The organism is Formivibrio citricus, from assembly GCF_900115065.1.
Lineage (GTDB): Bacteria > Pseudomonadota > Gammaproteobacteria > Burkholderiales > Chitinibacteraceae > Formivibrio > Formivibrio citricus.
Map to the genome: position 1 here is coordinate 1 of NZ_FOVE01000006.1, position 22,505 is coordinate 22,505.

At 59.0% G+C, this 22,505-nt stretch carries 22 protein-coding genes; 13 read left to right on the plus strand and 9 right to left on the minus strand.

The features are described from left to right. Positions 1–405 precede the first annotated feature (405 nt). The 9 genes from BMZ36_RS05145 to BMZ36_RS05185 all read right to left on the minus strand — a co-directional run bounded on the left by BMZ36_RS05145 (position 406) and on the right by BMZ36_RS05185 (position 10,805). On the minus strand, positions 406–1,755 hold the full coding sequence (locus tag BMZ36_RS05145) for a sulfate adenylyltransferase subunit 1 (protein WP_091192295.1): 1,350 nt from the start codon (positions 1,753–1,755) through the stop codon (positions 406–408). Continuing rightward, positions 1,755–2,663 (minus strand): sulfate adenylyltransferase subunit CysD, encoded by a 909-nt coding sequence (gene cysD / locus BMZ36_RS05150; RefSeq protein WP_091192298.1) that lies wholly within the window; start codon positions 2,661–2,663, stop codon positions 1,755–1,757. Before cysD ends, BMZ36_RS05145 begins: the two co-directional genes overlap by 1 nt. Beyond that, on the minus strand, positions 2,664–3,368 hold the full coding sequence (locus BMZ36_RS05155) for a phosphoadenylyl-sulfate reductase (protein ID WP_091192300.1): 705 nt from the start codon (positions 3,366–3,368) through the stop codon (positions 2,664–2,666). Continuing rightward, complete coding sequence (locus BMZ36_RS05160) at positions 3,365–3,868, minus strand: DUF934 domain-containing protein (RefSeq protein ID WP_091192303.1); 504 nt, start codon at positions 3,866–3,868, stop codon at positions 3,365–3,367. Before BMZ36_RS05160 ends, BMZ36_RS05155 begins: the two co-directional genes overlap by 4 nt. Continuing rightward, positions 3,861–5,561: a nitrite/sulfite reductase gene (locus BMZ36_RS05165; RefSeq protein WP_091192306.1), complete on the minus strand. Its 1,701-nt coding sequence runs from the start codon at positions 5,559–5,561 to the stop codon at positions 3,861–3,863. Before BMZ36_RS05165 ends, BMZ36_RS05160 begins: the two co-directional genes overlap by 8 nt. A gap of 84 nt (positions 5,562–5,645) precedes the next feature. Continuing rightward, positions 5,646–7,121, minus strand: a complete 1,476-nt coding sequence (locus BMZ36_RS05170) for an NAD(P)H-hydrate dehydratase (RefSeq protein WP_091192309.1) — start codon at positions 7,119–7,121, stop codon at positions 5,646–5,648. Beyond that, positions 7,118–7,852: a flagellar brake protein gene (locus BMZ36_RS05175; RefSeq protein WP_091192312.1), complete on the minus strand. Its 735-nt coding sequence runs from the start codon at positions 7,850–7,852 to the stop codon at positions 7,118–7,120. Before BMZ36_RS05175 ends, BMZ36_RS05170 begins: the two co-directional genes overlap by 4 nt. Before the next feature lie 53 nt (positions 7,853–7,905). Next, a complete protein-coding gene (locus BMZ36_RS05180) occupies positions 7,906–8,511 on the minus strand; it encodes a nucleotidyltransferase family protein (RefSeq protein ID WP_091192315.1) in 606 nt (201 codons plus the stop codon). Next, a complete protein-coding gene (locus tag BMZ36_RS05185) occupies positions 8,508–10,805 on the minus strand; it encodes a penicillin-binding protein 1A (protein ID WP_091192318.1) in 2,298 nt (765 codons plus the stop codon). The genes BMZ36_RS05180 and BMZ36_RS05185 overlap by 4 nt, the downstream gene beginning before the upstream one ends. A gap of 177 nt (positions 10,806–10,982) precedes the next feature. Here BMZ36_RS05185 and BMZ36_RS05190 point away from each other — a divergent pair, with 177 nt between their 5' ends. The 13 genes from BMZ36_RS05190 to BMZ36_RS05250 all read left to right on the plus strand — a co-directional run bounded on the left by BMZ36_RS05190 (position 10,983) and on the right by BMZ36_RS05250 (position 22,476). Then, positions 10,983–12,056: a pilus assembly protein PilM gene (locus BMZ36_RS05190; protein WP_091192322.1), complete on the plus strand. Its 1,074-nt coding sequence runs from the start codon at positions 10,983–10,985 to the stop codon at positions 12,054–12,056. Further along, on the plus strand, positions 12,053–12,673 hold the full coding sequence (locus BMZ36_RS05195) for a PilN domain-containing protein (protein ID WP_091192325.1): 621 nt from the start codon (positions 12,053–12,055) through the stop codon (positions 12,671–12,673). Before BMZ36_RS05190 ends, BMZ36_RS05195 begins: the two co-directional genes overlap by 4 nt. 8 nt (positions 12,674–12,681) lie before the next feature. Then, positions 12,682–13,308 carry a type IV pilus inner membrane component PilO gene (locus BMZ36_RS05200; protein WP_091192328.1) on the plus strand — a complete coding sequence of 209 codons (627 nt, stop codon included), beginning with the start codon at positions 12,682–12,684 and terminating at the stop codon, positions 13,306–13,308. A gap of 30 nt (positions 13,309–13,338) precedes the next feature. Beyond that, complete coding sequence (locus BMZ36_RS05205) at positions 13,339–13,884, plus strand: pilus assembly protein PilP (RefSeq protein WP_245747782.1); 546 nt, start codon at positions 13,339–13,341, stop codon at positions 13,882–13,884. Beyond that, positions 13,881–15,971 (plus strand): type IV pilus secretin PilQ, encoded by a 2,091-nt coding sequence (locus BMZ36_RS05210; protein WP_091192331.1) that lies wholly within the window; start codon positions 13,881–13,883, stop codon positions 15,969–15,971. The genes BMZ36_RS05205 and BMZ36_RS05210 overlap by 4 nt, the downstream gene beginning before the upstream one ends. A 40-nt stretch (positions 15,972–16,011) precedes the next feature. Beyond that, positions 16,012–16,560 carry a shikimate kinase gene (locus BMZ36_RS05215; RefSeq protein ID WP_091192335.1) on the plus strand — a complete coding sequence of 183 codons (549 nt, stop codon included), beginning with the start codon at positions 16,012–16,014 and terminating at the stop codon, positions 16,558–16,560. After that, positions 16,541–17,626: a 3-dehydroquinate synthase gene (gene aroB, locus BMZ36_RS05220; protein WP_091192338.1), complete on the plus strand. Its 1,086-nt coding sequence runs from the start codon at positions 16,541–16,543 to the stop codon at positions 17,624–17,626. The genes BMZ36_RS05215 and aroB overlap by 20 nt, the downstream gene beginning before the upstream one ends. Before the next feature lie 160 nt (positions 17,627–17,786). Then, entirely contained in the window at positions 17,787–18,761 is a 975-nt protein-coding gene (locus BMZ36_RS05225; RefSeq protein ID WP_091192342.1) for a KpsF/GutQ family sugar-phosphate isomerase, read from the plus strand. Between the two features lie 14 nt (positions 18,762–18,775). Further along, a complete protein-coding gene (locus tag BMZ36_RS05230; protein WP_091192345.1) occupies positions 18,776–19,291 on the plus strand; it encodes a KdsC family phosphatase in 516 nt (171 codons plus the stop codon). Positions 19,292–19,300: 9 nt separating this feature from the next. Further along, positions 19,301–19,903, plus strand: coding sequence for an LPS export ABC transporter periplasmic protein LptC (gene lptC, locus BMZ36_RS05235; RefSeq protein ID WP_281242191.1), 603 nt, complete (start codon positions 19,301–19,303; stop codon positions 19,901–19,903). After that, positions 19,854–20,363, plus strand: coding sequence for a lipopolysaccharide transport periplasmic protein LptA (gene lptA / locus BMZ36_RS05240; protein ID WP_091192351.1), 510 nt, complete (start codon positions 19,854–19,856; stop codon positions 20,361–20,363). Before lptC ends, lptA begins: the two co-directional genes overlap by 50 nt. After that, a complete protein-coding gene (gene lptB / locus BMZ36_RS05245; protein WP_091192354.1) occupies positions 20,360–21,085 on the plus strand; it encodes an LPS export ABC transporter ATP-binding protein in 726 nt (241 codons plus the stop codon). The genes lptA and lptB overlap by 4 nt, the downstream gene beginning before the upstream one ends. Before the next feature lie 2 nt (positions 21,086–21,087). Further along, complete coding sequence (locus BMZ36_RS05250; RefSeq protein WP_091192357.1) at positions 21,088–22,476, plus strand: RNA polymerase factor sigma-54; 1,389 nt, start codon at positions 21,088–21,090, stop codon at positions 22,474–22,476. Positions 22,477–22,505 lie beyond the last annotated feature (29 nt).

The window sequence follows — 22,505 nt, forward strand, 5'->3', positions numbered from 1 at the left end:
CGATTCATTCCCGTCCGATTCAAAACCTGCCAGTGAAGCTCTGCAGCGTGTACGCATCAACTTCGTTATGCGTCGCGCAGCTGCGCTTCACTAAATAGCAGTTTTTTCGGCCTGTATGAACCCCGGCTTCTCCGCCTATAAATAGAGGTTCACTTCCCGCTGCGCCGTAGCCGTCTATGAAAATGAACGTGTATTCGACCTCACTTTTTGAAGCCTAATCCCGCGGCCCTTGAGGCCTAACCCCATCCCCGCGTGACCAAGTGCTTGTTTTACCGTGAGATCGCAGTTATAAAAAACTCATCCTGCCACGGAAATTACTTCAATGGAAGATGAGGCTTTCCGTGAAACAAAAACGGCCCGCCATCCCAGGCGAGCCGTTTGCTATGCGAACACCCAATCCCGAACCTATTCCACCGCCAGAATCATCCCCGCTGCCGCAGTCTGGTTGGTCCCCGCGTCGATCAGGATGAATGCGCCGGTGGCCGGTAGCGTTTCGTAGCTGTCGGCGGCGATGGGCTGGGCCAGCGCGATGCGGACCTGGGCGATGTCGTTCATCGCCAGCGTTTCGGCCTTGATGCGGTCGTGCAGGGCATGCACGTCGAGCACGAACTCGATTTCCTGGATCTTGGCCTGCACCACGCGGCTGGTCTGCTTGAGCAGGTAGCGGCGGCGGGAATCGAGTGGCGTGGTATCCAGCCAGCACAGGTCGGCTTGCAGGCGCTTGGTGGTGACGGGCTCCCTGCCGCTGGCGACGATCAGGTCGCCGCGCGAGACGTCGACGTTTTCCTTGAGCAGGATGGTGACCGATTGCCCGGCGACGGCTTCATCCATCGGGCCTTCGAAACGCAGCACTTCATGCACGGTTGCCGGGGTGCCGGCGGGCAGGATGGTGACGACATCGCCGGGTTTGACGCTGCCGGCTTCAATGCGGCCCTGATAGCCGCGGAAGCCGAAGACTTCCGATGCGGACGGGTCGGCGTTGTCCTGGCCTTCGGGGTAGGTGCGCTGCACATATTGCACCGGAAAGCGCAGGCCGATATCGTCTGAAGGCTGGCGCGGTTCCAGTGTTTCCAACACTTCCAGCAGGGTTGGGCCGGTGTACCACGGCGCGGCATCGCTGCCGTCGACCACGTTGTCGCCTTCGAGCGCGGAAAGCGGAATGTAGTACACATCGGTGAGTCCGAGTTGGGCAGCGAATTCGGCGTAGGCCGAGCGGATGCGCTCGAACAGCGCCTGATCCCAGTCGACCAGATCCATCTTGTTGACCGCGACGATGATGTGCGGCAAGCCCAGCAGCTTGGCAATCGCGGAGTGGCGCTTGGTCTGCGTGAGCAGGATGTCGGTGCCGCTTCCCTCGGTGCGGATGCGGGTCGGGTCGATCAGGATCACCACAGCATCGGCGGTGCTGGCGCCGGTGATCATGTTGCGCGTGTACTGCTCGTGGCCCGGCGCGTCGGCGACGATGAACTTGCGGCGCGGCGTGGCGAAGTAGCGGTAGGCCACGTCGATGGTGATGCCCTGTTCTCGCTCGGCTTCGAGACCATCGGTCAGGAGCGACAGGTCGATCTGCTCGCCCAGCGTGCGCTTGTGCTTGGAGCGGGAAATCGCGGCAAGCTGGTCGATGAAGATGCCCTTGCTGTCGAACAGCAGGCGGCCGATCAGCGTGCTCTTGCCGTCGTCGACGCTGCCGGCGGTGATGAAGCGCAATACGCCGAGGTCGTCCTGTTCGCGGCTGGTTTCAATATTCGTATTCATCAGAAATATCCTTCCTTCTTGCGACGCTCCATCGAGGCTTCCGAGGTCTGGTCGTCCATGCGGGTAGCGCCGCGTTCGGTGATTTCGGTGACGGCGGTTTCGGCGATGATGTCGGCCACCGTATGCGCTTGCGATTCAACCGGGCAGGTGCAGGAGATGTCGCCCACGGTACGGAAGCGCACGGAGGTTTTTTCGATCTGCTCGCCAGCCTGCGGCGGAGTGATCGGCGTGACCGGCACGGTCAGGCCGTTGCGGCGCACCACTTCGCGCTCGTGGGCGAAGTAGAGCGACGGCAGCGGGATGTTCTCGCGGGCGATGTACTGCCAGATGTCGAGCTCGGTCCAGTTGGAGATCGGGAACACGCGCATGTTCTCGCCGGAGAAAATCCGGGTGTTGTAGAGGTTCCACAGCTCCGGGCGCTGGTTTTTCGGGTCCCACTGGCCGAATTCGTCGCGGAAGGAAAAGATGCGCTCCTTGGCGCGGGCTTTTTCCTCGTCGCGGCGCGCGCCGCCGATCAGCGCATCGAAGCGGTGTTCCTCGATGGCTTCGAGCAGCGTGACGGCCTGCGCAGCGTTGCGCGAGTCGGTTTCCTTGCGCAGCCGCACCGTGCCGCGCCGGATGGATTCCTCGACCTCGGCGACGATCAGCCGTTCGCCGAGTTCAGCCACGCGCTGGTCGCGGAAGGCGATCACTTCCGGGAAGTTGTGCCCGGTATCCACATGCAGTAGCGGGAAGGGCAGCTTGCCGGGGCGGAAAGCTTTTTCGGCGAGGCGCAATACCACGCAGGAATCCTTGCCGCCGGAGAACAACAGCGCCGGGCGCTCGAATTCGGCGGCGACCTCGCGCAGGATGTAGATGGCTTCGGCTTCCAGCCAGTCGAGATGGTTCAGGTTCTTGGTTGTCATCATTCATTCCTTTGCCGGTTTGACATGCAAACCGCATTCTTTCGAATCACTGCTTTCCCACCACCAGCGCCCGGCGCGGATGTCCTCGCCCGGACGGATCGCTCGGGTACAGGGCTCGCAGCCAATCGAGGGGTAGCCGCGCTGATGTAGCGGGTTGAACGGTACGTTGAATGCCTCGATGTAGGCCCAGACGTCTTCCTCGCTCCAGTCGGCGAGCGGGCTGAATTTTTCCAGTCCATGCGTCGAATCGAATTCCTGCAACGGCAGCGCGGTGCGGGTCACGGCTTGGGCGCGGCGCAGGCCGGTAATCCAGGCTTTCTTGCCCGCGAGCGCACGTTGCAGCGGCTTCACCTTGCGGATCTCGCAGCAGCGCTTTCTGAGTTCCACGCTTTCGTACATCGCGTTGAGGCCGTGGTCGCGTACATACGCCTCGACATCGGCCGCTTCCGGCTGGAAGCGCTCAATCGTGATGCCGTAATGCGCTTCGGCGCGGGCGAGCGTATCGAGCGTTTCCTTGTGCAGGCGGCCGGTTTCCAGCGTGAAGAGGCCGATCGGCAATTTCAGGCGGGCGACCAGATCGGTCAGCGCCATGTCTTCCGCGCCGAGGCTGTTGGCGAGCGTGGCGGGGGCAAACTCCGTCGCGATTCGGCGCAGCAGCGCTTCGGCGGCTTCGATACGGCCCTGGAGTTCGGGCGAAAGTCCGCTCATGCCGCACCTCCGCGTGCCACGCGCCGGTAGAGCGGTTGTAGCAGATTGGCAGAGGCTTGATAGACCTCGCTGAAATCGGCGAGGCCATTCAGGGCATCGCGGATATTTTTGTCTTCACGCACGGCAAAGGCATCAAACCCCACGCGCTGCATGTAGAACAACTGGTCGCGCAGCACGTCGCCAATCGCGCGCAGTTCGCCGGCAAAGCCGTAGCGGGTACGCAGCAGGAAGGCGGTGCTGTAGCCGCGCCCGTCGCGGAACACCGGGAAATCGACCGCGATCAGCGGCAAGCTGGCGAGATCGTCAACCAGTGCAGCCGGATCGTCATCGGGATTCAGCCACACGCCGACATCCTTGCGGGCCTTGAGCGCGCCGCGCTCGGCCAGCCAGCGCGTCAACGGGACGATGATCTTGCCGGTTTCGGGAAGCGGTGCATCGGCTTCGCGCAGCACGGTCCAGTCATCCTGAACCACTTCCTTGTTGCGAATGATTTCAGCCATGGGCGGCCTCCTTCCTGTGGGCATCGGCGCCATAAACGGCAAATTTGAACGGGTCGGCGCCCAGGCGGTCGACGGTATCGATGAAGCGCTCGCCGTCGATGCGGTGTAGCAGATAGGCTCGCAGCAGCTTGTCCACTGCAGGCGGCACTTCCTGCGCGGAAAGCGACGGGCCGATGACCTTGCCCAGCGCGGCTTCCCGACGCTGGCCGGCGTGATGCCCGGCATGGCCGCCCAGCGTGAGCTGGTAGAACTCCTCGCCGTTCTTGTCGACGCCCAGAATGCCGATATGCCCGACGTGGTGGTGGCTGCAGGAATTCATGCAGCCGGAAATGTTGATCGAGATGTCGCCGATGTCGAACAGGTAGTCGAAGTCGTCGATCTGTTCCTGGATGGCCTGCGCCAGCGGAATCGAGCGCGCATTGGCCAGCGAGCAGAAATCGCCGCCGGGGCAGGCAATGATGTCGGTCGCAAGCCCGATGTTCGGCGTAGCGAGCCCGGCGGCCTTGGCCTTTTTCCAGAGCGAAAACAGGTCGCTCAAGCGAACGTCGGCGAGTGCCAGATTCTGTTCGTGGGTGACGCGCAGTTCGCCAAAACTGAACTGATCCGCCCAGTCGGCCACCTGCTGCATCTGTTCCGCGGTCAGATCACCGGGCGCGGTGCCGGTCGGTTTGAGCGACAAGGTGACGCTGGCGTAGCCCGGCTGCTTGTGAGCGCGCACGCTACGGCTGACCCAGCGGGCAAAGGCGACATTGTCGGCCTTGTGTTGTTCGAAACCGGCATCGGTGGCCGGCAGGGTTTCGTAGAGCGGATCGGTGAAATGGCCGGCAACGCGGGCCAGTTCTTCGCCGGTGAGCGTGGCGGGGCCGTCTTTCAGGTGCGCCCATTCCTTCTCGACTTCGGCCGCGAAGGCTTCCACGCCCAGCGCCTTGAGCAGAATCTTGATCCGCGCCTTGTACTTGTTGTCGCGCCGCCCGAAGCGGTTGTAAACGCGCAGGATGGCTTCGACGTAGGTGAAAAGATGCGGCCAGGGCAGGTCTTCGCGGACCACGCTGCCGATGATCGGCGTGCGCCCCAGCCCGCCGCCAACGATGACGCGGATCAGCGTTTCCCCGTTAACGTCTTTGTAAAGCTGCAGACCGATGTCATGCACCGTGAGCGCGACGCGGTTTTCTTCGGTGCCACTGACGGCGATCTTGAACTTGCGCGGCAGATGGGCGAACTCCGGGTGGAAGGTCGACCACTGGCGCAGCAGTTCGCAATACGGGCGCGGGTCGACGATCTCGTCGGGGGCCACGCCGGCGAACTGGTCGCTGGTGACGTTGCGCACGCAGTTGCCGGAGGTCTGGATGGCGTGCATCTGCACCTTGGCGAGTTCGGCGAGGATTTCGGGCGCGTCGTCGAGTTCCGGCCAGTTGAACTGCACGTTTTGCCGCGTGGTGAAATGCGCGTAGCCGCGGTCGTAGCGGGTAGCGATATCGGCGAGCGCGCGCAGTTGCCGCGAGGACAGCAAACCGTAGGGAATCGCCACGCGCAGCATGTGCGCATGGCGCTGCATGTAGAGGCCGTTCTGCAGGCGCAGCGGCAGGAACTCTTCGTTGCTCAACTCGCCGTTGCGAAAGCGCCGGACCTGATCTCGGAACTGCACGACGCGTTCGTCGACGATTTTCTGGTCGTAATGATCGTAGCGGTACATGACTGGATAGCCCAAAGTGGCATGAATGGCACCATCTTAAACAGGGCCATTCATAGCGTAAAAGAATTTGATTCTATTTCTTAATTACGAAATGTTCTCGTTCACGGCGCTGCTATTGAGCAGGCCGCGGGAGAGATCAATGACTTCGCTTGCTGTTAGACCAACGCCCAGAGGGTGTGTCTGTCTCCAGACGTCGGCGGCGGCGCCGTGTAGCCACGCGGCGCAACTAGTGGCTTCGAAGCTGTCGAGCCCTTGCGCCCACAGTGCGGCCAAGATGCCGCACAACGCATCGCCCTGCCCGGCATTGCTCAGGGCAGCGTTGCCGCTGCCGTTGATGCGCCAGCGCTGGTCCGTGCAGACGACGGTGCCCGTGCCCTTGAGCTGCACGGTGGAGTTACAGCGCTGCGCCAGCGTTTGTGCGGCCCCGATGCGGTCGCGCTGGATTTCGCGGGAAGTGCAGCCGAGCAGCCGCGCGGCTTCGGCAGGGTGAGGGGTGATGACGCTGGGCGCACTGCGCTCATGCAACAGCGTTTGCAGGCCGGCTTGCTGTGCAATCAGGTTGAGCGCATCGGCATCGAGGATCAGAGGAAGCGGCTCGTGCAGAAGCTGCTTGAGCAACAGCAGTGCGGCTTCGCTCTGCCCGAGGCCTGGGCCGGCGACCAGCAGCGTCTTGTCGGGATGCGTTGCCAGTGTTTGGGCGGAATGCAGCATGAGTTCCGGCTGGGCTGGGTCGAAGGCCGGGTGATTTTCAGCGAGGAAACCGACCCTGACCTTGCCGGTACCAAGCTTGAGTGCCGCACGTCCGGCCAGCAACGGCGCGCCGAGCATGCCGTCCGCACCGCCGAAAATGGCCACGCTGCCGAAGCGGCCCTTGTGCGAGTCGGCGGGGCGTTGCAGCTTTTGCAGGGCAGCGGGCGGGGCATCGACCAGCTCGCCGTCTGCCGGCGGGAAATGGCGAGCTTCTATTCCCAGCGTTTCCACTTCGACCAGTCCGGCATGGTCGCGTCCGACGCCGGTATGCAGGCCGGGTTTGTCCACGATGTAGGTCAGCGTTTGCGCGGCGCGAACGGCGATGTCATGGGTCGCACCGGTGAAGGCATCCAGTCCGCTGGGAACGTCGATGGCCAGCACGGGTTTGCCGCTGGCGTTGAGCGCGCGGATCAAGTCTTGTGTCCGCGAGTCGAATTCACGGGAGAAGCCGATGCCGAACAGCGCATCGACGATCAGATCGTAACGGGGAAAATCGGGTGTGGGAGCCGGCTTGCTGCCAGCCGCCTGCCAGCAGGCAAAGGCTTGCGCTGCATCGCCGCGGTAAGCGGGTTCGTTCAGAAACCAGCACGCGGATTCAAGCCCGTTCTCGTGCAGGATTCGCGCGCAAACGAGACCGTCGCCGCCGTTGTTGCCAGGCCCGCACAGCACCAGTACGCGGTTGGCTTTCGGGTGTTGCCGCAGGATCAGTTCGGCGGCTGCCAAGCCTGCGCGCTCCATGAGCGGCAGTCCTTCGCCCAAGGCCGCGGTTTCGATCTGGCGGATGGAATCCAGGGCGAAGAGCGGCTTCATTCGCGGGCCATCCGGCTGCGTTCGATGCGGTTGATGTAGCGCTGGATCAGCGTCTGCTCGCCGCCGGACAAGTTCATGAAACGGCAGCCGATCCTCGTTCCGGCGCGGGCGCGGTTTTCCTGCAGGCTGCAGACCAGCAGATCGACCTCCAGGCAACCGGTTTCCGGCAGCTCCAGCCGACAGCCGTGCAGTTGCATGCCGGGCACCAGCTCCATGGGCAAGGGGCCGGGCAGCGCGATGCCGCCCTGACTGATGTCGATGATTGCCACATCCAGACAGGTATCGGTTTGCCCGAGGGGAATGCGGCAAATCACGGGTTGCCGCGCAGGGATATCGAGACGGTAATAATCGCGCCGCTGTACATGCAGGATGAAATCGGGGCGCCCGGTGCGAAAGGCGGGGCGTCCCTGGTGCTCGATACGGACGGGCTTGGGGGCGTCGAACTGGATGTGCACCCGGTCGAGGCTGCTGATGCAGACCAGCTTCGACCCTTGTTCCAATACCTTGTTGATGTGTTCGTCCGGGCTGACGTCAAAAAACAGGTTCGTATCGGTGACCTGCAGCAAGGCGCTCAAGGCAAAAGGCTCGCGTTTTTTCGGCGGATAGAGGCAGATCAGCTCGGGCCGTCTGGCGAGCCGCACCAGCAGATGCTGGATCTGGGCTTCGGTGTCGATCAGGTAAGGCGCCGTATTCTCAAGCGAGAGCGGGGCGAGCGTGGCGTGGTCGGTCATCTGTTGTTTATAACCTTCTGACACAAGCTTCTCAAGCCGGCTCCGGAAAGCATTCAGGCCATGACGGGGGCTGCCAGCAGTTTTTCCACTTCCGCCCGCGTGGCGCGAGCTTCGTTTTTTGCCTGATTGCGCTCGGCGGACAGGGGGCGCAGGTGTAGCTTGACCGGCGTTTCGTCGAACCAGAAAGCCAGCGTCGGAAAGTCGTCGTACCGGTGAGCTCCGTTTGCTTCCCGGTGCTGGTACTCGATTTTCTGATCGATCAGGAAAAACTCGATGGACTTGGGATCGTCGTGATACAGGATCAGGTTGATGTCCGAATGCGGCCCCGCGACGCCGGACAGAACCGAGCCAGTCAGGCAGGGCCGGAATTCGGCCAGAAGCCGCATCAGGTAAAGGCTTTTCTGGCGAAGCTGGCGTAACAATGCCTCATGCTCCGGTTCAAATATGGCGCGGTGCTGCGCCAGCGCGTCTTCGATTTCCTGGTTCGATGGCAGGTTCGCGGTTTCCGTGACACCCAGTTGTTGAGCTGCCTTGCGTTTTGCTGCCGAAAAATCTGCGGCATGTCCTTCGGCCAGAAGCCGGGCGGCGCGGGCGGCCACTTCCTGCCTGATGTTGGCAGACTGGCGCCCGCTTGCGGCTGAGGCGTTCTTGCGCTTCAAAACAGCAGTTCCTTGATCTCTTCCAGCGGCGTGGCGGCTGCGGCGCCGCCGCCCAGACCCAGTTCGGGGTTGGTTTGCTGGTATTCGCTGAAGAAATATTCGGTAATGGGGCCTTTTTCGCTTTGCAGCGTCTGGGCAACCACACCCTCCGGCACGGGGTAATTGTGCTCCGGCTGATCCTTGAGCGCCTGGCCCATGAAGTTGATCCAGATCGGCAAGGCGGATGCGCCACCGGTTTCGCCGCTCCCCAGCGACTTGGGCTGATCGAAGCCCACCCAGACGATGGAGACCAGCTTGGGCTGGAAGCCGGCAAACCAGGCATCGTGCGAATCGTTCGTGGTACCGGTTTTGCCAGCGAGATCGTTGCGCCCGAGCACGCGAGCCTTGGCGGCTGTGCCGAAGCGCACCACGTCGCGCATCATGTTGGTCATGACGAAGGCATTCCTGGCATCCAGCGCTCGCTCTGCGTTCTTGCCGGCCACCTCCGGTTCCATCCTGGCGATGACCCGGCCCTTGCCGTCTTCAATGCGGTCGATGAAATGGTGATGGACCAGGAAGCCGGTGTTGGCAAAAACCGAATAAGCCTCGGCCATCTGCAGTGGCGTGACCGAGCCGGCGCCGAGCGCCATGGTCAGGTAGGCCGGGTGATCCTTGGCCTTGAAGCCGAAGCGCGCGATGTGCTCCTGGGCGTATTGTGGGGAAATCGCCTGCAGGATGCGGATCGAGACAAGGTTCTTCGAGAGCGTCAGCGCATTGCGCACCGTCATCATGCCGGCGAATTTGCCGTCGTAATTCTTGGGCTCCCACTTCTGCCCGCCGATCTGGTCCGGGTTGATGACGAGCGGCGCATCGTTGATTTGTGTGGCAGGCGTGATGCCTTTTTCCAGCCCCGCCGAATAGATGAAGGGTTTGAAGCTGGAACCGGGCTGACGCCATGCCTGGGTGACATGATTGAACGGTGTACGGTTGAAGTCGAAGCCGCCCACCAGTGCCTTGACGGCACCGTTGGCCGGATCCATTGCGATGATGGCGCCTTCGACCTGCGGCAATTGGGCGATTGCCCAGCCTTTTTCGGTCTTGCGTACCCGGATAACCGCGCCCGGGCGCAGGCGCGAAGCCGGCGGCGCCTTGTCCGAGAGCAGGTTGCGCCCCAATCGCAGGCCATCGCCTTCGATGCCGATGGTTTCGCCTTCCTTGAGATAGACGGAAACCTTTTTGGGTGATGCCTGGGTGATGACGCCGACCAGCAGTTCTCCGGCGTCGGAAAACTTCTCCAGTGCTTCGTCGATATCGTCCTCATCCTTGAGTTGCGCTGCATTGATGAATGCTTCTGCGCCGCGATAGCCGTGGCGCTGATCGTAGTCGAGCAAGCCTTGGCGCAAGGCTTTGTAGGCCGCGGCCTGCTGCTTGCTGTCCAGCGTGGTGTAGACCTTGAAGCCTTGCGTGTAGGCGGCTTCCTTGTGGCGCTCGAACATCATCTGCCGGGCCATTTCGGCCACGTATTCAGCATGGACCGAGAATTTTTGTCCGTAACGCCGAACGTCCAGGTCTTCTTCGCGGGCTGCGGCGTATTCGGCATCGCTGATGTATTTCAGCTTGTGCATGCGATCCAGCACGTACAGCTGGCGCGCCTTGGCCCGCTTGAAGTTGACGATGGGGTTGATGGTCGAAGGGGCTTTGGGCAGGCCGGCCAGCATGGCTGCTTCGGCAATCGAAATTTTCGAGAATTCCTTGCCGAAATACGTTTGTGCCGCCGCGGAAAATCCGTAAGCACGCTGCCCCAGATAAATCTGGTTGATATAAAGCTCAAGAATTTTATCTTTTGTCAGATTTCGCTCGATTTTGAAAGACAACAGGGCTTCATTGAATTTGCGGGAAAGCGTTTTTTCGTTGGAAAGATAGAAATTGCGCGCTACCTGCATGGTGATGGTGCTGGCTCCCGATTGGGCGTGGCCGCGGAAAATGTTGCCCAGCATGGCGCGCACGACGCCGATATAGTCGACACCACCATGGCTGTAGAATCGCTCGTCTTCCGCGGCCAGCAGGGCGTTGATCATGACCTTCGGTGTCTGGTTTATCGGCGTGAACGAGCGTTTTTCTTCGCCGAACTCCCCGATCAACACGTTGTCCGCACTGTAGATTCTGAGCGGAATTTTGGGCTGATAGTCGGTCAATGCTTCCAGGGACGGGAGCTTGGGGTAGATGAGCGTGGCGGCAAGCAATATCAGCACGGCGCCAATCAAAGCCAATCCGCTGAATGCGCCCAAAGTGATGAAAATGATCCGTTTTAGCATGATGCTGGTTCTGGCTATTAAAGGTTGATAACGGCCATTTCAGGAGGCCGACAATATGTTGCAAAAAAGGGTCTGGTTGTCTACGGTAACTTTACATGAGCAATTTGCGCTGCTACGATTTTAAGCGACACGGGAAGAAGTTTTTCTATTTCCCTATTTTTTAAAAGGAATCTGGCGTTGAACCTTGACTTCCTGAAGCCCAAGGCAGCTCCCTTGATCGGCGTGGATATCAGCTCCTCTGCCGTGAAAATGGTTGAGTTAAGCTTGGTTGGGCGCAATTTCAGCCTGGAGCGTTACGTTATCCAGCCGCTGCCGAAGGACGCCGTTTCCGACGGCAACATCGCCAATGTGGAGCTTGTTGCCGATGCAGTCAAGCGAGCATGGCAGCAGCTTGGTTCGCGCGTCAAGCATGTTGCACTTGCCTTGCCAGCGGCATCGGTCATTACCAAAAAAATCCTGGCGCCAGCCGGGCTTACGGAGCGGGAGCTCGAAAGCCAGGTCGAAACCGAGGCCAATCAATACATCCCGTTCTCGCTTGAAGAAGTGAACCTCGACTTTCAGGTTTTGGGGCCCAACGCGAATTCCCCGACGGAAAACGATGTCCTGATTGCCGCCGCCAAGAAAGAAAAAGTTGAAGAGCGGGTGGCGGTTGTCGAGGCAGCGGGACTCAAGGCCAGCGTGATGGATGTCGAATCCTATGCAACTCAGGCGGCCTACGAATTGATGCGTCCGCAACTACCCAACGGCGGCGAAGGACAGATCGTTGCGGTGGTGGATATTGGCGCAACAGCCATCCACATGAATATCTTCAAGGATTCCCAGTCGATCTACAGCCGCGATCAGGGGTATGCCGGCAATCAGCTTACCCAGGAAATCCAGCGCAAGTTCAACATGTCCTTTGAGGAGGCCGAGCAGGCCAAGCAGCAGGGCGGCTTGCCCGAGAACTACGAGCCAGAGGTTCTGCAGCCTTTCATGGACACGCTGGCCATGGAAATTTCCCGCTCTCTTCAGTTCTTCTATACGTCCAGCAATTACAACATGGTCGATCACATCCTGCTGGCGGGCGGGGGGAGCGTGATCCATGGGCTGGATGAAGTTGTTTCAAGCCGGACGCAGGTTGCAAGTACCATGCGCGCCAATCCATTTTTCAGCATGTCGACGAGCAAGGTGAGAGGCAAGCAGATCCAGCTGGATGCGCCTTCGCTGCTTATTGCTTGTGGCCTCGCAATGCGGAGGTTTGACCCCGTATGATCAGGATTAACCTTCTCCCCCATCGCGAACACAAGCGCCAGGCAAGACGGCGGCGCTTTTTGTCGATGCTGGTATTCGGATTCTTGGGTGCTGTTGGCGTGGCCATGCTAGGGTTTACGGTCCTGACTACGCGTATCGATACGCAAAAACAGCGAAACCAGTTCCTTGCGAATGAAAACAAGAAGCTGGATCTTGAGATCGCGGAAATCAACAAGCTCAAGGCCGAAAAGCAGGCATTGCTTGATCGCAAGAAAGTAGTCGAGCGCCTGCAGTCCAACAGAACGGAATCGGTGCGGATTCTGGATCAGCTGGTACGGCAGACGCCGGAAGGTGTCTACCTGAAGGAGTTCAAGCAGACTGGCGACAAGATGGTACTGACGGGTTATGCGCAATCCAATGCTCGGGTTTCTGCGTACATGCGCAATCTCAACGATTCGCCAGTGTTTGAGCAGCCTCTCTTGAATGAGACCAAGGCGGCCACGGTGGGCAACCTCAGGCTGTCGGAGTTCAGTGTACAGTCGCAAACTGAGCGCCCGGCAGAAAAAGCGTCGGCCCCGGCTGCTGTTGCAGGCAAGGCGTCGGCCGTTGCCGCTTCGACGGCTGCCGGCAAGAAATAGGGGGGCGTATGACGCTGAATGAACTGAGAAATCTCGATCCCAAGGAAGCAGGCGATTGGCCTGTTCCTGTGCAACTCGCATGCGCAGTGATCGTTTTTGTGCTGGTGCTGGTGGGGGCCTATTTCCTGGTTTGGCAGGAGCAGTTGCAGGAGCTCCATACAGCCCAGAGCAAGGAAGAAACGCTGAAAAAAGAATTCGTCGACAAGAAAAAACAGGCCATCAACCTTGCGGCATATCGCCAGCAATTGGTGGAAATCGAGCAGGCTTTCGGGGTCATGTTGAAGCAGTTGCCCAACAAGGCCGAAATGGAAACGTTGCTGACCGAGATCAACCAGGCGGGGGTCGGGCGAGGGCTGCTTTTTGAATTGTTCAAGCCCGGTAACGAAGTCAAGGGTTCCGAATTCGTGGAGCAGCCGATCGATATCAAAGTCAGTGGCAATTATCATGATCTGGCTTCGTTTGTCAGCGATGTGGCCAAGTTGTCCCGCATTGTCACGACAGGTGATATCCAGTTGACACCTCAGAAAGAGGGACTGTTGATGGTCGCCAAGGTCAGAACGTATCGGGTGCTTGACGAAGCTGAACTTCAGGCTGCCCGTCAGGCCGAGGCGGAAGCCAGGAAAAAGAAAAAGTAACCGGTTGAGTCCGGAATGAGTGGAGAGCACATGATTAAGCGATGGATGATGATATCGCTGCTGGCTGCGGGGCTCACGGCTTGCTTTTTCGGCGACGAGAACAGCGACCTCAAGGAGTGGATGAAGCAGAGCAGCGAAGGTTTGCAGGGCAAGGTCGAACCTTTGCCCGAAGCCAAACCGTACGAGCCGTTCACCTATTCGGCTTTCGAGCTGGCCGATCCCTTCAAGACTTCCAGAATGGATGTGGTGAAGAAGGGAGGGGCGCGTAGCGGATTGGCGCCCAACCCCAACCGCCCCAAAGAGCCGCTCGAATCGTACGATCTGGAAAAGCTCAAGATGGTGGGTATTCTGCAACGAGGCAGCGTGATCGAAGGGCTGGTCAAGGCGCCGGACAACAATTTGTACCGGGTCAAGCTAGGCAGCTACATGGGGCAAAATTTCGGCATGGTCGTGGGCATCTCGGAAACCGAGATCAAACTGAAAGAAATCGTTGAAGACAGTACCGGGGATTGGACCGAACGTTCGGCTACTCTCAATCTTGAGGAAGCAGGGCAAAAAGCGGAGCAGAAAAAATGAACATGAGAAACGCCATGAGCCGGTTGGGCTTGTTTGCCTTGGGCTTGATAGCACCGCTGGCGCTGGCTGCCGAGCCAGTCGGCATTACGGGGATCGAGGTTAGCAATATCACGCCGGAAAAGCAGGTAGTCAAACTCACCTTCAATGGCGATGCGCCAAGTCCGGCCAGCTTTTCCATCAATACGCCGCCCCGGGTTGCCTTTGATTTTGCCAATACGACCAACCAGTCCGGCAAAAACGCTGTACAAGTTGGCGGCAATGTGTTGCGTCTGATCAATATCGCCGAGGGCACAAACAGGACACGGGTTGTTCTCAATCTGAACAAGCAAGCCGTTCACGAAGCAAAAGCCGAAGGCAAAACGGTTTTGATTACGGTAGACGGTGCCACGACCGGGCTTGCGGCCTCTCAGCCGGTTCGTTTCTCCACGGCCAAGCCGGCCGCCAGCGCAAGCGCTGCAGGCATCCAGAATATCGACTTCCGGCGCGGGGATAACGGGGTAGGCAAGGTTGTTGTCGACCTTTCCAGTCCGAATGTTGGCATCGATATCCGCCAACAGGGCAAAAATCTGGTTGTCGAATTTGCCAAGGCATCCTTGCCCGCTACGCTCGAACGTCGTCTCGATGTTGCGGATTTCGGCACTCTGGTGCAGAAGATCGATGCGGTTGGCCAAGGCGACGGGGCGAAGCTTGTGATTGAGCCCAAAGGTAATTGGGAATATTCCGCGTATCAGACGGAGAGCAGGTTCACGATTGAGGTTCGAGAGAAGGTCGACGAATCCAAAATCCCGAAGAGCCAGAAGAGCTATAAAGGAGACAAGCTGTCGCTGAATTTTCAGAACGTCGAGGTACGTACAGTGCTCCAGGTTCTGGCCGAATTTACCGGGCTGAACATCATTACCAGCGACACGGTGAAGGGCGAGATAACCTTGCGGCTCAAGGATGTACCCTGGGATCAGGCCATGGACATCATTCTCCAGGCCAAGGGGCTCGACATGCGCAAGAGCGGTAACGTGGTCTGGATTGCTCCGCGCGACGAGTTGGCGGCAAAGGAAAAACAAGAGCTGGAGTCAAAAAAGCAGATTGAAGAGTTGGTTGCGACTCAGCAAGAGCTGTTCAAATTGAAGTACCACAAGGTTGAAGCTTTTGAAAAGATGCTGAAAGATGACAAGCAGAAGCTGTCCTTGTTATCAAAGCGAGGTTCGGTAATTCTGGACCCAATGACCAACACGCTGGTTGTTAATGACATTCCATCCAAGCTGGAAGAAATTCGGGCGCTGCTTAGCAAGCTGGATGTGCCTACTGGTCAAGTAATGATCGAGGCCAGAATTGTTGAAGCGTCAGACACATTTAGCAGGGAATTGGGAACCAAGCTGAAACTTGGGTTTAGCACGGGGAATCCATTATCGTCTACGTTGCTTTCAAGCACTTCATCGACCGGCTCAAGTGGTTCGTACGGGGGGACAACTACAGGTAATAATGGCTATGCAGGGACTGGACTATCGTTGCCTGCGGCGAATATTAATGGTTTTGGGGCGGGAAGTTTGCTTCTGGCTGCCGCTTCTACCCATGCGTTGATTTCTCTGGAGCTATCAGCACTTGAAGGTGAGGGGCAAGGAAAAATTGTATCTAGCCCGAGGTTGGTTACGGCGGATCGTGTTGAGGCGGTGATTGAGGACGGTCAGGAGATTCCATATACGGAAACCGCGCCCAACGGTGCAACGACGATCACCTTCAAGAAAGCCGTGCTGTCGCTCAAGGTGAAGCCGCAGATTACGCCGGATGGCAATATCATGATGGATGTTAAAGTAAACAAGGATAGTGCCGCATATGACCGAATGACAGCGGTAGGCCCTCCCATCGACACCAAGCAAGTTACGACCCGGGTGCTTGTGGAAAATGGGGGAACCATCGTGATTGGCGGGATTTTTGTGAGTCAGCGTACCAAGCAAACAGATCAGATCCCCTTGCTTGGCGATATCCCCGTGCTCGGCCACTTGTTCAAGCATAAATCTGATACAAATAATAAAAAAGAGTTGCTGATTTTTATTACACCGAAGATTCTTCAGTCAGAGCTGACTCTCAGGTAGAGGATGGAGCGCATCGCGCCCCAGCACGCTTTCCGCTACAATGCCTGGCATGAAAATGCCAGGCAATTTTTTTCTTGTCGGTCTGATGGGGGCCGGCAAAACGACCGTAGGACGCGCGCTTGCGAAGGCGACGGACAAGCGTTTCTTCGACTCCGATCATGAAATCGAAGCCCGAACCGGCGTTCGCATTCCCACTATTTTTGATATCGAAGGCGAAAACGGCTTTCGTGCACGTGAGGCCGAGGTTATAGCCGAGCTGGCTTCGATGCCGGATATCGTGCTCGCGACGGGCGGGGGAGTGGTGCTTAACCCCGTCAACCGGGAGAGCCTGAAACGCAATGGCGTGGTGATTTACCTTCGGGCCAGTGTGGATGATCTGTATTTGCGCACCTGCCATGACAAGAATCGTCCGCTTCTGCAAACGGCCGACCCCAAGGCCAAGCTGCAGGAATTGTATGAAATCCGCGACCCGCTTTATCGTGAGGTGGCCGATATGGTGGTGGATACCAGCCGCCAGTCGGTGCAGCAGTTGCTTGCGCGTCTGATGAAGGACCTGGAGTTGTATCTGCATGAAAACCGTACGGCTTGATCTGTCCCATTCCCCCTACGACATCCATATTGGCCAAGGACTCCTTCAACGGGTCGAGCTGATCGTGCCGTTGTTGCCGCAAAAGCAGGTAGCCATAGTAAGCAACGAAACCGTGGCACCCCTGTATCTTGAAAAATTGCGTGCTTCGCTTGAAGGCGCCGGGGTGTGTTGCCACAGCATTGTTTTGCCGGATGGGGAGCAATACAAAACTTGGGAAACGCTCAATCTCATCTTCGACGGCTTGCTGGCGAACCGGTGTGAACGCAAGACCACGCTGATCGCGCTTGGCGGAGGAGTCATCGGTGACATGACAGGGTTTGCCGCTGCGGTGTACCAGCGCGGCGCGCCTTTCATCCAGATCCCCACTACGTTGCTTGCCCAGGTCGATTCCTCGGTGGGAGGCAAGACCGCGATTAATCACCCCCTCGGCAAGAACATGATCGGAGCCTTCTATCAGCCGCGACTGGTGCTGGCCGATCTGGATACGCTGAATACGCTACCGGATCGTGAATTTTCGGCTGGTCTGGCAGAGGTCATCAAATACGGCCTGATCGACGATTTCGAATTTTTCGAATGGCTTGAAAGCAATATCGAACGCTTGATGTCTCGCGACAGTGAGGCGCTGGCTCATGCCATTGAACGCTGTTGCCGCAACAAGGCGCGCGTGGTGGCGCAAGACGAGAAAGAAACTGCGGGCGTTCGGGAGTTGCTCAATCTGGGGCACACGTTTGGGCATGCGATCGAAGCCGGGCTGGGCTATGGTGCCTGGCTGCACGGCGAAGCCGTGGCTGCGGGCATGATGCTTGCGGCGCATGCTTCGCACGAGCTGGGCCAGATCGACGATGAGTCAGTGGCCCGGATCAAGGCGCTGCTGACCAAGGCCGCATTACCGGTTGCGGCTCCCGATCTTGGACTTGCGCGGTATCGTGAACTGATGGCAGGCGACAAGAAGGTCGAGTCCGGACGCATTCGTTACATTCTCATGCGCGAACTGGGGCAGTGTTATGCCGGGGAGCTGCCCCTGGATGTGCTGGAAAAAACCTTGAAGACAGGTTGTGATCGGTAAGAGAAGATTGTTCCTGCGAAAAACACAGCGGTTTCCGGTATTTCGGAGCCGCTGTTTTTTTGGGGGATTTTGACCGGCTTGCTCAAGGCAACAGCCATCGATTCGGCAAAATATGTGCCAGCTCTGCGAGACAGGACGGCAATTGGTATACTGTGCAGCTATGAACGATGAAATTCAGGAAACATTAGCCAGGGCGCATCGCGTGCTGTCGATTGAGGCCGAAGCCATTGCTGCGCTGGCGGCATCTCTTGATGCCGCTTTTCACGATGCCTGCGCCTTGATTCTGGCCTGCCAAGGGCGGCTGATCGTGACCGGGATGGGCAAATCCGGCCATGTTGCGCGCAAGATTGCGGCGACCATGGCCAGCACCGGCACCCCCGCTTTTTTTGTGCATCCCGGTGAGGCCGCACATGGCGATCTGGGGATGATTACGTCTGCGGATGTCGTGCTGGCATTATCAAATTCGGGCGAGAGCGACGAGGTTGTTATGTTGCTTCCCAGTTTGTCGCGAATGGGGGTGCCGTTGATCGCGATGACAGGCTGCCCGGATTCGACACTGGGGCGGGGCGCGTGCATCCATCTCTACGCTGGCGTGGCACAGGAGGCATGCCCGCTCAATCTGGCGCCGACTGCAAGTACCACTGCAGCGCTGGCACTGGGCGATGCGTTGGCTGTTTGCCTGCTGGAAGCGCGTGGTTTTCGCAGCGAGGATTTTGCGCTCTCCCACCCCGGCGGCAGCCTGGGGCGGCGCTTGCTGGTGCATGTGCGCGACTTGATGCACTCGGATGAGAGACTGCCTGTGGTGCGCGAGTCGGCTGCGCTTAAGGATGCCTTGCTGGAAATGAGCCGCAAGGGCTTGGGTATGACTGCCGCAGTCGATGATGCGGGATCTTTGGCCGGAGTGGTGACCGATGGCGATTTGCGGCGGGCTCTGGACCGGGACGTCGATGTTCGCGTGGCGAAAGTTTCGGATGTGATGACGCGCAATCCGGCGACCATCGAGGCGGGGCATCTCGCCGCCGAGGCGGCGCAAATCATGGAGACGCGCCGCATCAACGGGTTGCTGGTTGTAGACCAAGGCCGGCTGGTGGGCGCATTGAACATGCACGACCTGATGCGGGCGCGGGTTATTTAAGCGGATGAGTGGAAATGAACGATAGAGCCAAAGCTGTTCGCCTGATGCTGTTCGATGTCGATGGCGTCATGACCGATGGCGGACTGCATTACACGGATTCGGGCGAAGAGATCAAGGTGTTCAATACGCTGGACGGGCTTGGCATCAAGTTGTTGCGGGCGACCGGGGTGCGTCTTGGCATCATCACCGGCCGGACTTCGCGGATCGTCGAACACCGGGCGCGGCATTTGGGTATCGATTTCCTGCACCAGGGCGCGCACGACAAGCTGGAAGTGTTTCATCAAGTGCTGGAGCAGGCCGGCGTGCGCGCCGAGGAATGCGGCTATATGGGCGACGACGTGATCGATCTGCCGGTGCTGCGTCGCGTCGGTTTTTCCGTTGCGGTGCCGGATGCGCCGGAGCTGGTGCGCCATCATGTGCACTATGTGACGGGATTGCCGGGCGGGCGCGGCGCAGTGCGCGAGGTCTGCGAGCACATCATGCGCGCGCAAGGCACGCTGGATGCGGCGCTTGAGCCGTTCTTGCGCTGAGGAAGAATCGTGTCGTCGCATTGGTCCAGATCGCTGCCGTTGCTACTGACATGCCTGATAGCGGGCTTGATCTGGATGCTGAACCGTGCGGCGGAATTGCCGCAGGATCTTCCGGTGATTTCTGCGCAAGAGCCCGATCTGATGACGGGGAAAACACAGGTCCGGCGCTTCGATCCCCAAGGCAATCTGGTGAGCTCCTTGCTGGCAAATGAGGCGCGCCACCTGCCGCAGGACGATACCATGTTGTTTGAGCAGCCAAGACTTGTGCAGACCAAGCCCGGCATGCCCGCGATGACGCTGGCGGGAGAGCGGGCCAGGACAGTCAATCGGGCGGCCGAGGTCTGGTTGTATGGCGCGGTGGAGATGCGCCGCGCACCGGACGCAAAAAATCCCGAGCTCGTCATCCGGACTCGCGACATGCATGTGAATACGGAAACCCAGGTTGCGCGTTCAAGCGCACCTGTGACGGCGGAAATGGGCGCGCATCGCGCCCGTGCGGTGGGATTTGTCGCGGATAACCGCAACGAAACCCTGCAATTACTCTCTCAAGTGAGCATGACTTATGTTCCGAACAAAGCTAGCGCTGGCGCTCGCCCTCGTCTGTTGCCTTGAATCACCGGCTTTCGCCGAGCAAGGCGATCGCGAAAAACCGATGAATATTCAAGCGGACAACTGCAATTACGAGCAGAAGGCGCAACGTAGTGTCTGTACGCATAATGTGGTTGTGACCCAAGGCACGATGACGATTTACGCGGATCGCCTCGTCATTACCCAGGATGCTGACGGTAACCAGTTCGCCCATGGGGAGGGTAAGCCAGTGCGCTTCAAGCAGCGGCTCGACAAGAGTACAGACTGGCTGGAGGCCGAGTCCCAACGTTTCAATTACGACGGCAAGAAAGGCTTTTTGCAGCTTTTCGACAAGGCCTGGGTGCGCAAGAGCCAGGATGTCGTGCATGGCGACCACATCACCTATGACCTCAATACCGAGCTCTACCAGGCCAAGAGCAAGCCGGGCGGACGGGTGAACATCACGATCGTTCCCAAGAAGAAAGAGGCGAAGGCTGCGCCATGACAAGTCAGCTCAGGGCCGAAAATCTCTGCAAGCGTTACCGCAAGCGCACCGTGGTGCGCGATGTGTCGCTGGAGATCGCCAGCGGCGAAGTCGTTGGCTTGCTAGGTCCCAACGGTGCCGGCAAGACCACCAGTTTCTACATGATCCTCGGGCTGGTCGGCATGGATGGCGGACGCATCGAGCTCGACGGCCAGGACATCTCGCGCCAGCCCATCCACAAGCGCGCCCGCCTGGGACTCGGCTACCTTCCGCAGGAAGCTTCGATCTTCCGCAAGATGACCGTGGCCGAGAACATCCGTGCCGTGCTGGAGTTGCAGGACCTTGAGCCTGAAGAAATCAATACGCGCCTTGATGACCTGTTGCACGACCTGCATGTGAGCCACCTGCGCGATGCCAACGCGCTCGCGCTCTCCGGCGGCGAACGGCGACGCGTTGAAATCGCCCGGGCGCTGGCAGCCGGCCCGCGCTTCATCCTGCTCGACGAGCCTTTCGCCGGCGTCGACCCGATCGCCGTGATGGACATCCAGCGCATCATCGGTTTTCTGAAGGAGCGCGGGATCGGCGTGCTGATTACCGATCACAATGTACGGGAAACGCTGGGTATCTGCGATCGCGCCTACATCATTTCCGACGGCGGGGTTATCGCAGCCGGCAGCCCGGATGAAATCGTCAACAATGAGAGTGTGCGCAAGGTTTACCTTGGCGAACACTTCCGGATGTAGCGATGAAGCAGTCTTTGCAGTTGCGCATGGCGCAGCAGCTCAATCTCACACCCCAGCTTGCGCAGTCGATCAAGCTGCTGCAGTTGTCCACGCTCGATTTCCAGCAGGAGATCGAGCGCTACCTTGCGGAAAATCCCCTGCTTGAGCGCGAAGAGGCTGGTGGCGACTCCGAAACTGTATCCGAAGATGTGGCGCCACAGGAGCGCGAACCGGAGGCGGAAACCGGAGAACTGCGCTGGGATGAGGCGCGTGGAAGCGGTGGGCGGGGCGACGATGACGAAACCGATCCTGCCTTGCGGGTGGCCAAGAACGATACCTTGCGCGAATACCTGCTGAGCCAGGCCGGGCTGCTGCAATTGACCGCGCGCGACCGTGCCTTGCTGGAACTTTTGATCGATGCGCTCGACGATGATGGCTTCCTGACCCAGTCGCTTGAGGAAATCCTGCTGCAGTTGCCGGAAGATTTGCGTGTCGAGCTTGAAATCGACGAAGACGACCTGCAGATAGCATTGCAGCATTTGCAACAGCTTGAACCGTGCGGCGTGGCGGCGCGTGATTTGGCCGAATGTCTGTTGCTGCAGCTGAGGGCCTTGCCGGATATGCCGGCCAAGCCTTTGGCCGAAGAGATCGTGCGCAATGGACTCGATTTATTGGCGGCGCGTGACTACACTAAAATCAAAAGACAGCTACACTGCGATGACGAAGGACTGAAGGCGGCACAGAGCCTGATTACCGGTTTGAATCCGCACCCCGGCGCCAACTGGTCGGCGGACTCCCCCCGGTATATCGTCCCTGATGTGATTGTCGATTATTACCGCGGGGCTTGGCGGGTTAGGCTCAACGAAGCGGCGATGCCCAAGATTCGGGTCAACGAGATGTATGCGCGGATACTGCAGCAGGAAAGCGCATCGGGAATGGCGACGCAACTGCAGGAAGCGCGATGGTTGCTCAAGAGCGTGGAGCAGCGCGGGCATACCATCCTGAGGGTGGCTCAGGCCATTCTGGAGCGGCAAAAGGCGTTTTTCGAGCATGGCGACGTGGGAATGCGTCCGCTGGTGTTGCGTGATATCGCAGAACAGCTGGAGTTGCATGAATCGACCATTTCGCGGGTAACCACCCAGAAGTTCATGCTTACGCCGAGAGGGTTGCTGGAGTTCAAGTATTTCTTCGGCAGCCATGTGGAAACAGAAGCGGGAGGAGAGTGTTCCGCTACTGCGATCAAGGCGCTTATCAGGAAACTGGTACAGGAAGAGGACAAGAAAAAGCCCTATTCCGACAGCGCGATAGGTGAAGAACTCGCAAGGCAGGGGATCGTGATTGCGCGGCGAACCGTTGCCAAATACCGGGAGGCATTGATGATTCCCCCCGTCAACCAGCGCAAGAGCCTGTAGTCTAAGTAGAACCCGAGGATTCGGGGCAA

Bases quoted from the DNA above. Each gene is read 5' to 3' on its own strand.
- BMZ36_RS05205 (WP_245747782.1), top strand. From the start codon at position 13,339: ATGATTAAGCGATGGATGATGATATCGCTGCTGGCTGCGGGGCTCACG.
- BMZ36_RS05195 (WP_091192325.1), top strand. From the start codon at position 12,053: ATGATCAGGATTAACCTTCTCCCCCATCGCGAACACAAGCGCCAGGCA.
- BMZ36_RS05170 (WP_091192309.1), bottom strand. From the start codon at position 7,121: ATGAAGCCGCTCTTCGCCCTGGATTCCATCCGCCAGATCGAAACCGCG.
- BMZ36_RS05250 (WP_091192357.1), top strand. From the start codon at position 21,088: ATGAAGCAGTCTTTGCAGTTGCGCATGGCGCAGCAGCTCAATCTCACA.
- BMZ36_RS05185 (WP_091192318.1), bottom strand. From the start codon at position 10,805: ATGCTAAAACGGATCATTTTCATCACTTTGGGCGCATTCAGCGGATTG.
- BMZ36_RS05225 (WP_091192342.1), top strand. From the start codon at position 17,787: ATGAACGATGAAATTCAGGAAACATTAGCCAGGGCGCATCGCGTGCTG.
- aroB (WP_091192338.1), top strand. From the start codon at position 16,541: ATGAAAACCGTACGGCTTGATCTGTCCCATTCCCCCTACGACATCCAT.
- BMZ36_RS05160 (WP_091192303.1), bottom strand. From the start codon at position 3,868: ATGGCTGAAATCATTCGCAACAAGGAAGTGGTTCAGGATGACTGGACC.
- cysD (WP_091192298.1), bottom strand. From the start codon at position 2,663: ATGATGACAACCAAGAACCTGAACCATCTCGACTGGCTGGAAGCCGAA.
- BMZ36_RS05230 (WP_091192345.1), top strand. From the start codon at position 18,776: ATGAACGATAGAGCCAAAGCTGTTCGCCTGATGCTGTTCGATGTCGAT.
- BMZ36_RS05200 (WP_091192328.1), top strand. From the start codon at position 12,682: ATGACGCTGAATGAACTGAGAAATCTCGATCCCAAGGAAGCAGGCGAT.
- BMZ36_RS05145 (WP_091192295.1), bottom strand. From the start codon at position 1,755: ATGAATACGAATATTGAAACCAGCCGCGAACAGGACGACCTCGGCGTA.
- BMZ36_RS05155 (WP_091192300.1), bottom strand. From the start codon at position 3,368: ATGAGCGGACTTTCGCCCGAACTCCAGGGCCGTATCGAAGCCGCCGAA.
- BMZ36_RS05175 (WP_091192312.1), bottom strand. From the start codon at position 7,852: ATGACCGACCACGCCACGCTCGCCCCGCTCTCGCTTGAGAATACGGCG.
- BMZ36_RS05215 (WP_091192335.1), top strand. From the start codon at position 16,012: ATGCCTGGCATGAAAATGCCAGGCAATTTTTTTCTTGTCGGTCTGATG.
- BMZ36_RS05165 (WP_091192306.1), bottom strand. From the start codon at position 5,561: ATGTACCGCTACGATCATTACGACCAGAAAATCGTCGACGAACGCGTC.
- BMZ36_RS05210 (WP_091192331.1), top strand. From the start codon at position 13,881: ATGAACATGAGAAACGCCATGAGCCGGTTGGGCTTGTTTGCCTTGGGC.
- lptB (WP_091192354.1), top strand. From the start codon at position 20,360: ATGACAAGTCAGCTCAGGGCCGAAAATCTCTGCAAGCGTTACCGCAAG.
- lptA (WP_091192351.1), top strand. From the start codon at position 19,854: ATGTTCCGAACAAAGCTAGCGCTGGCGCTCGCCCTCGTCTGTTGCCTT.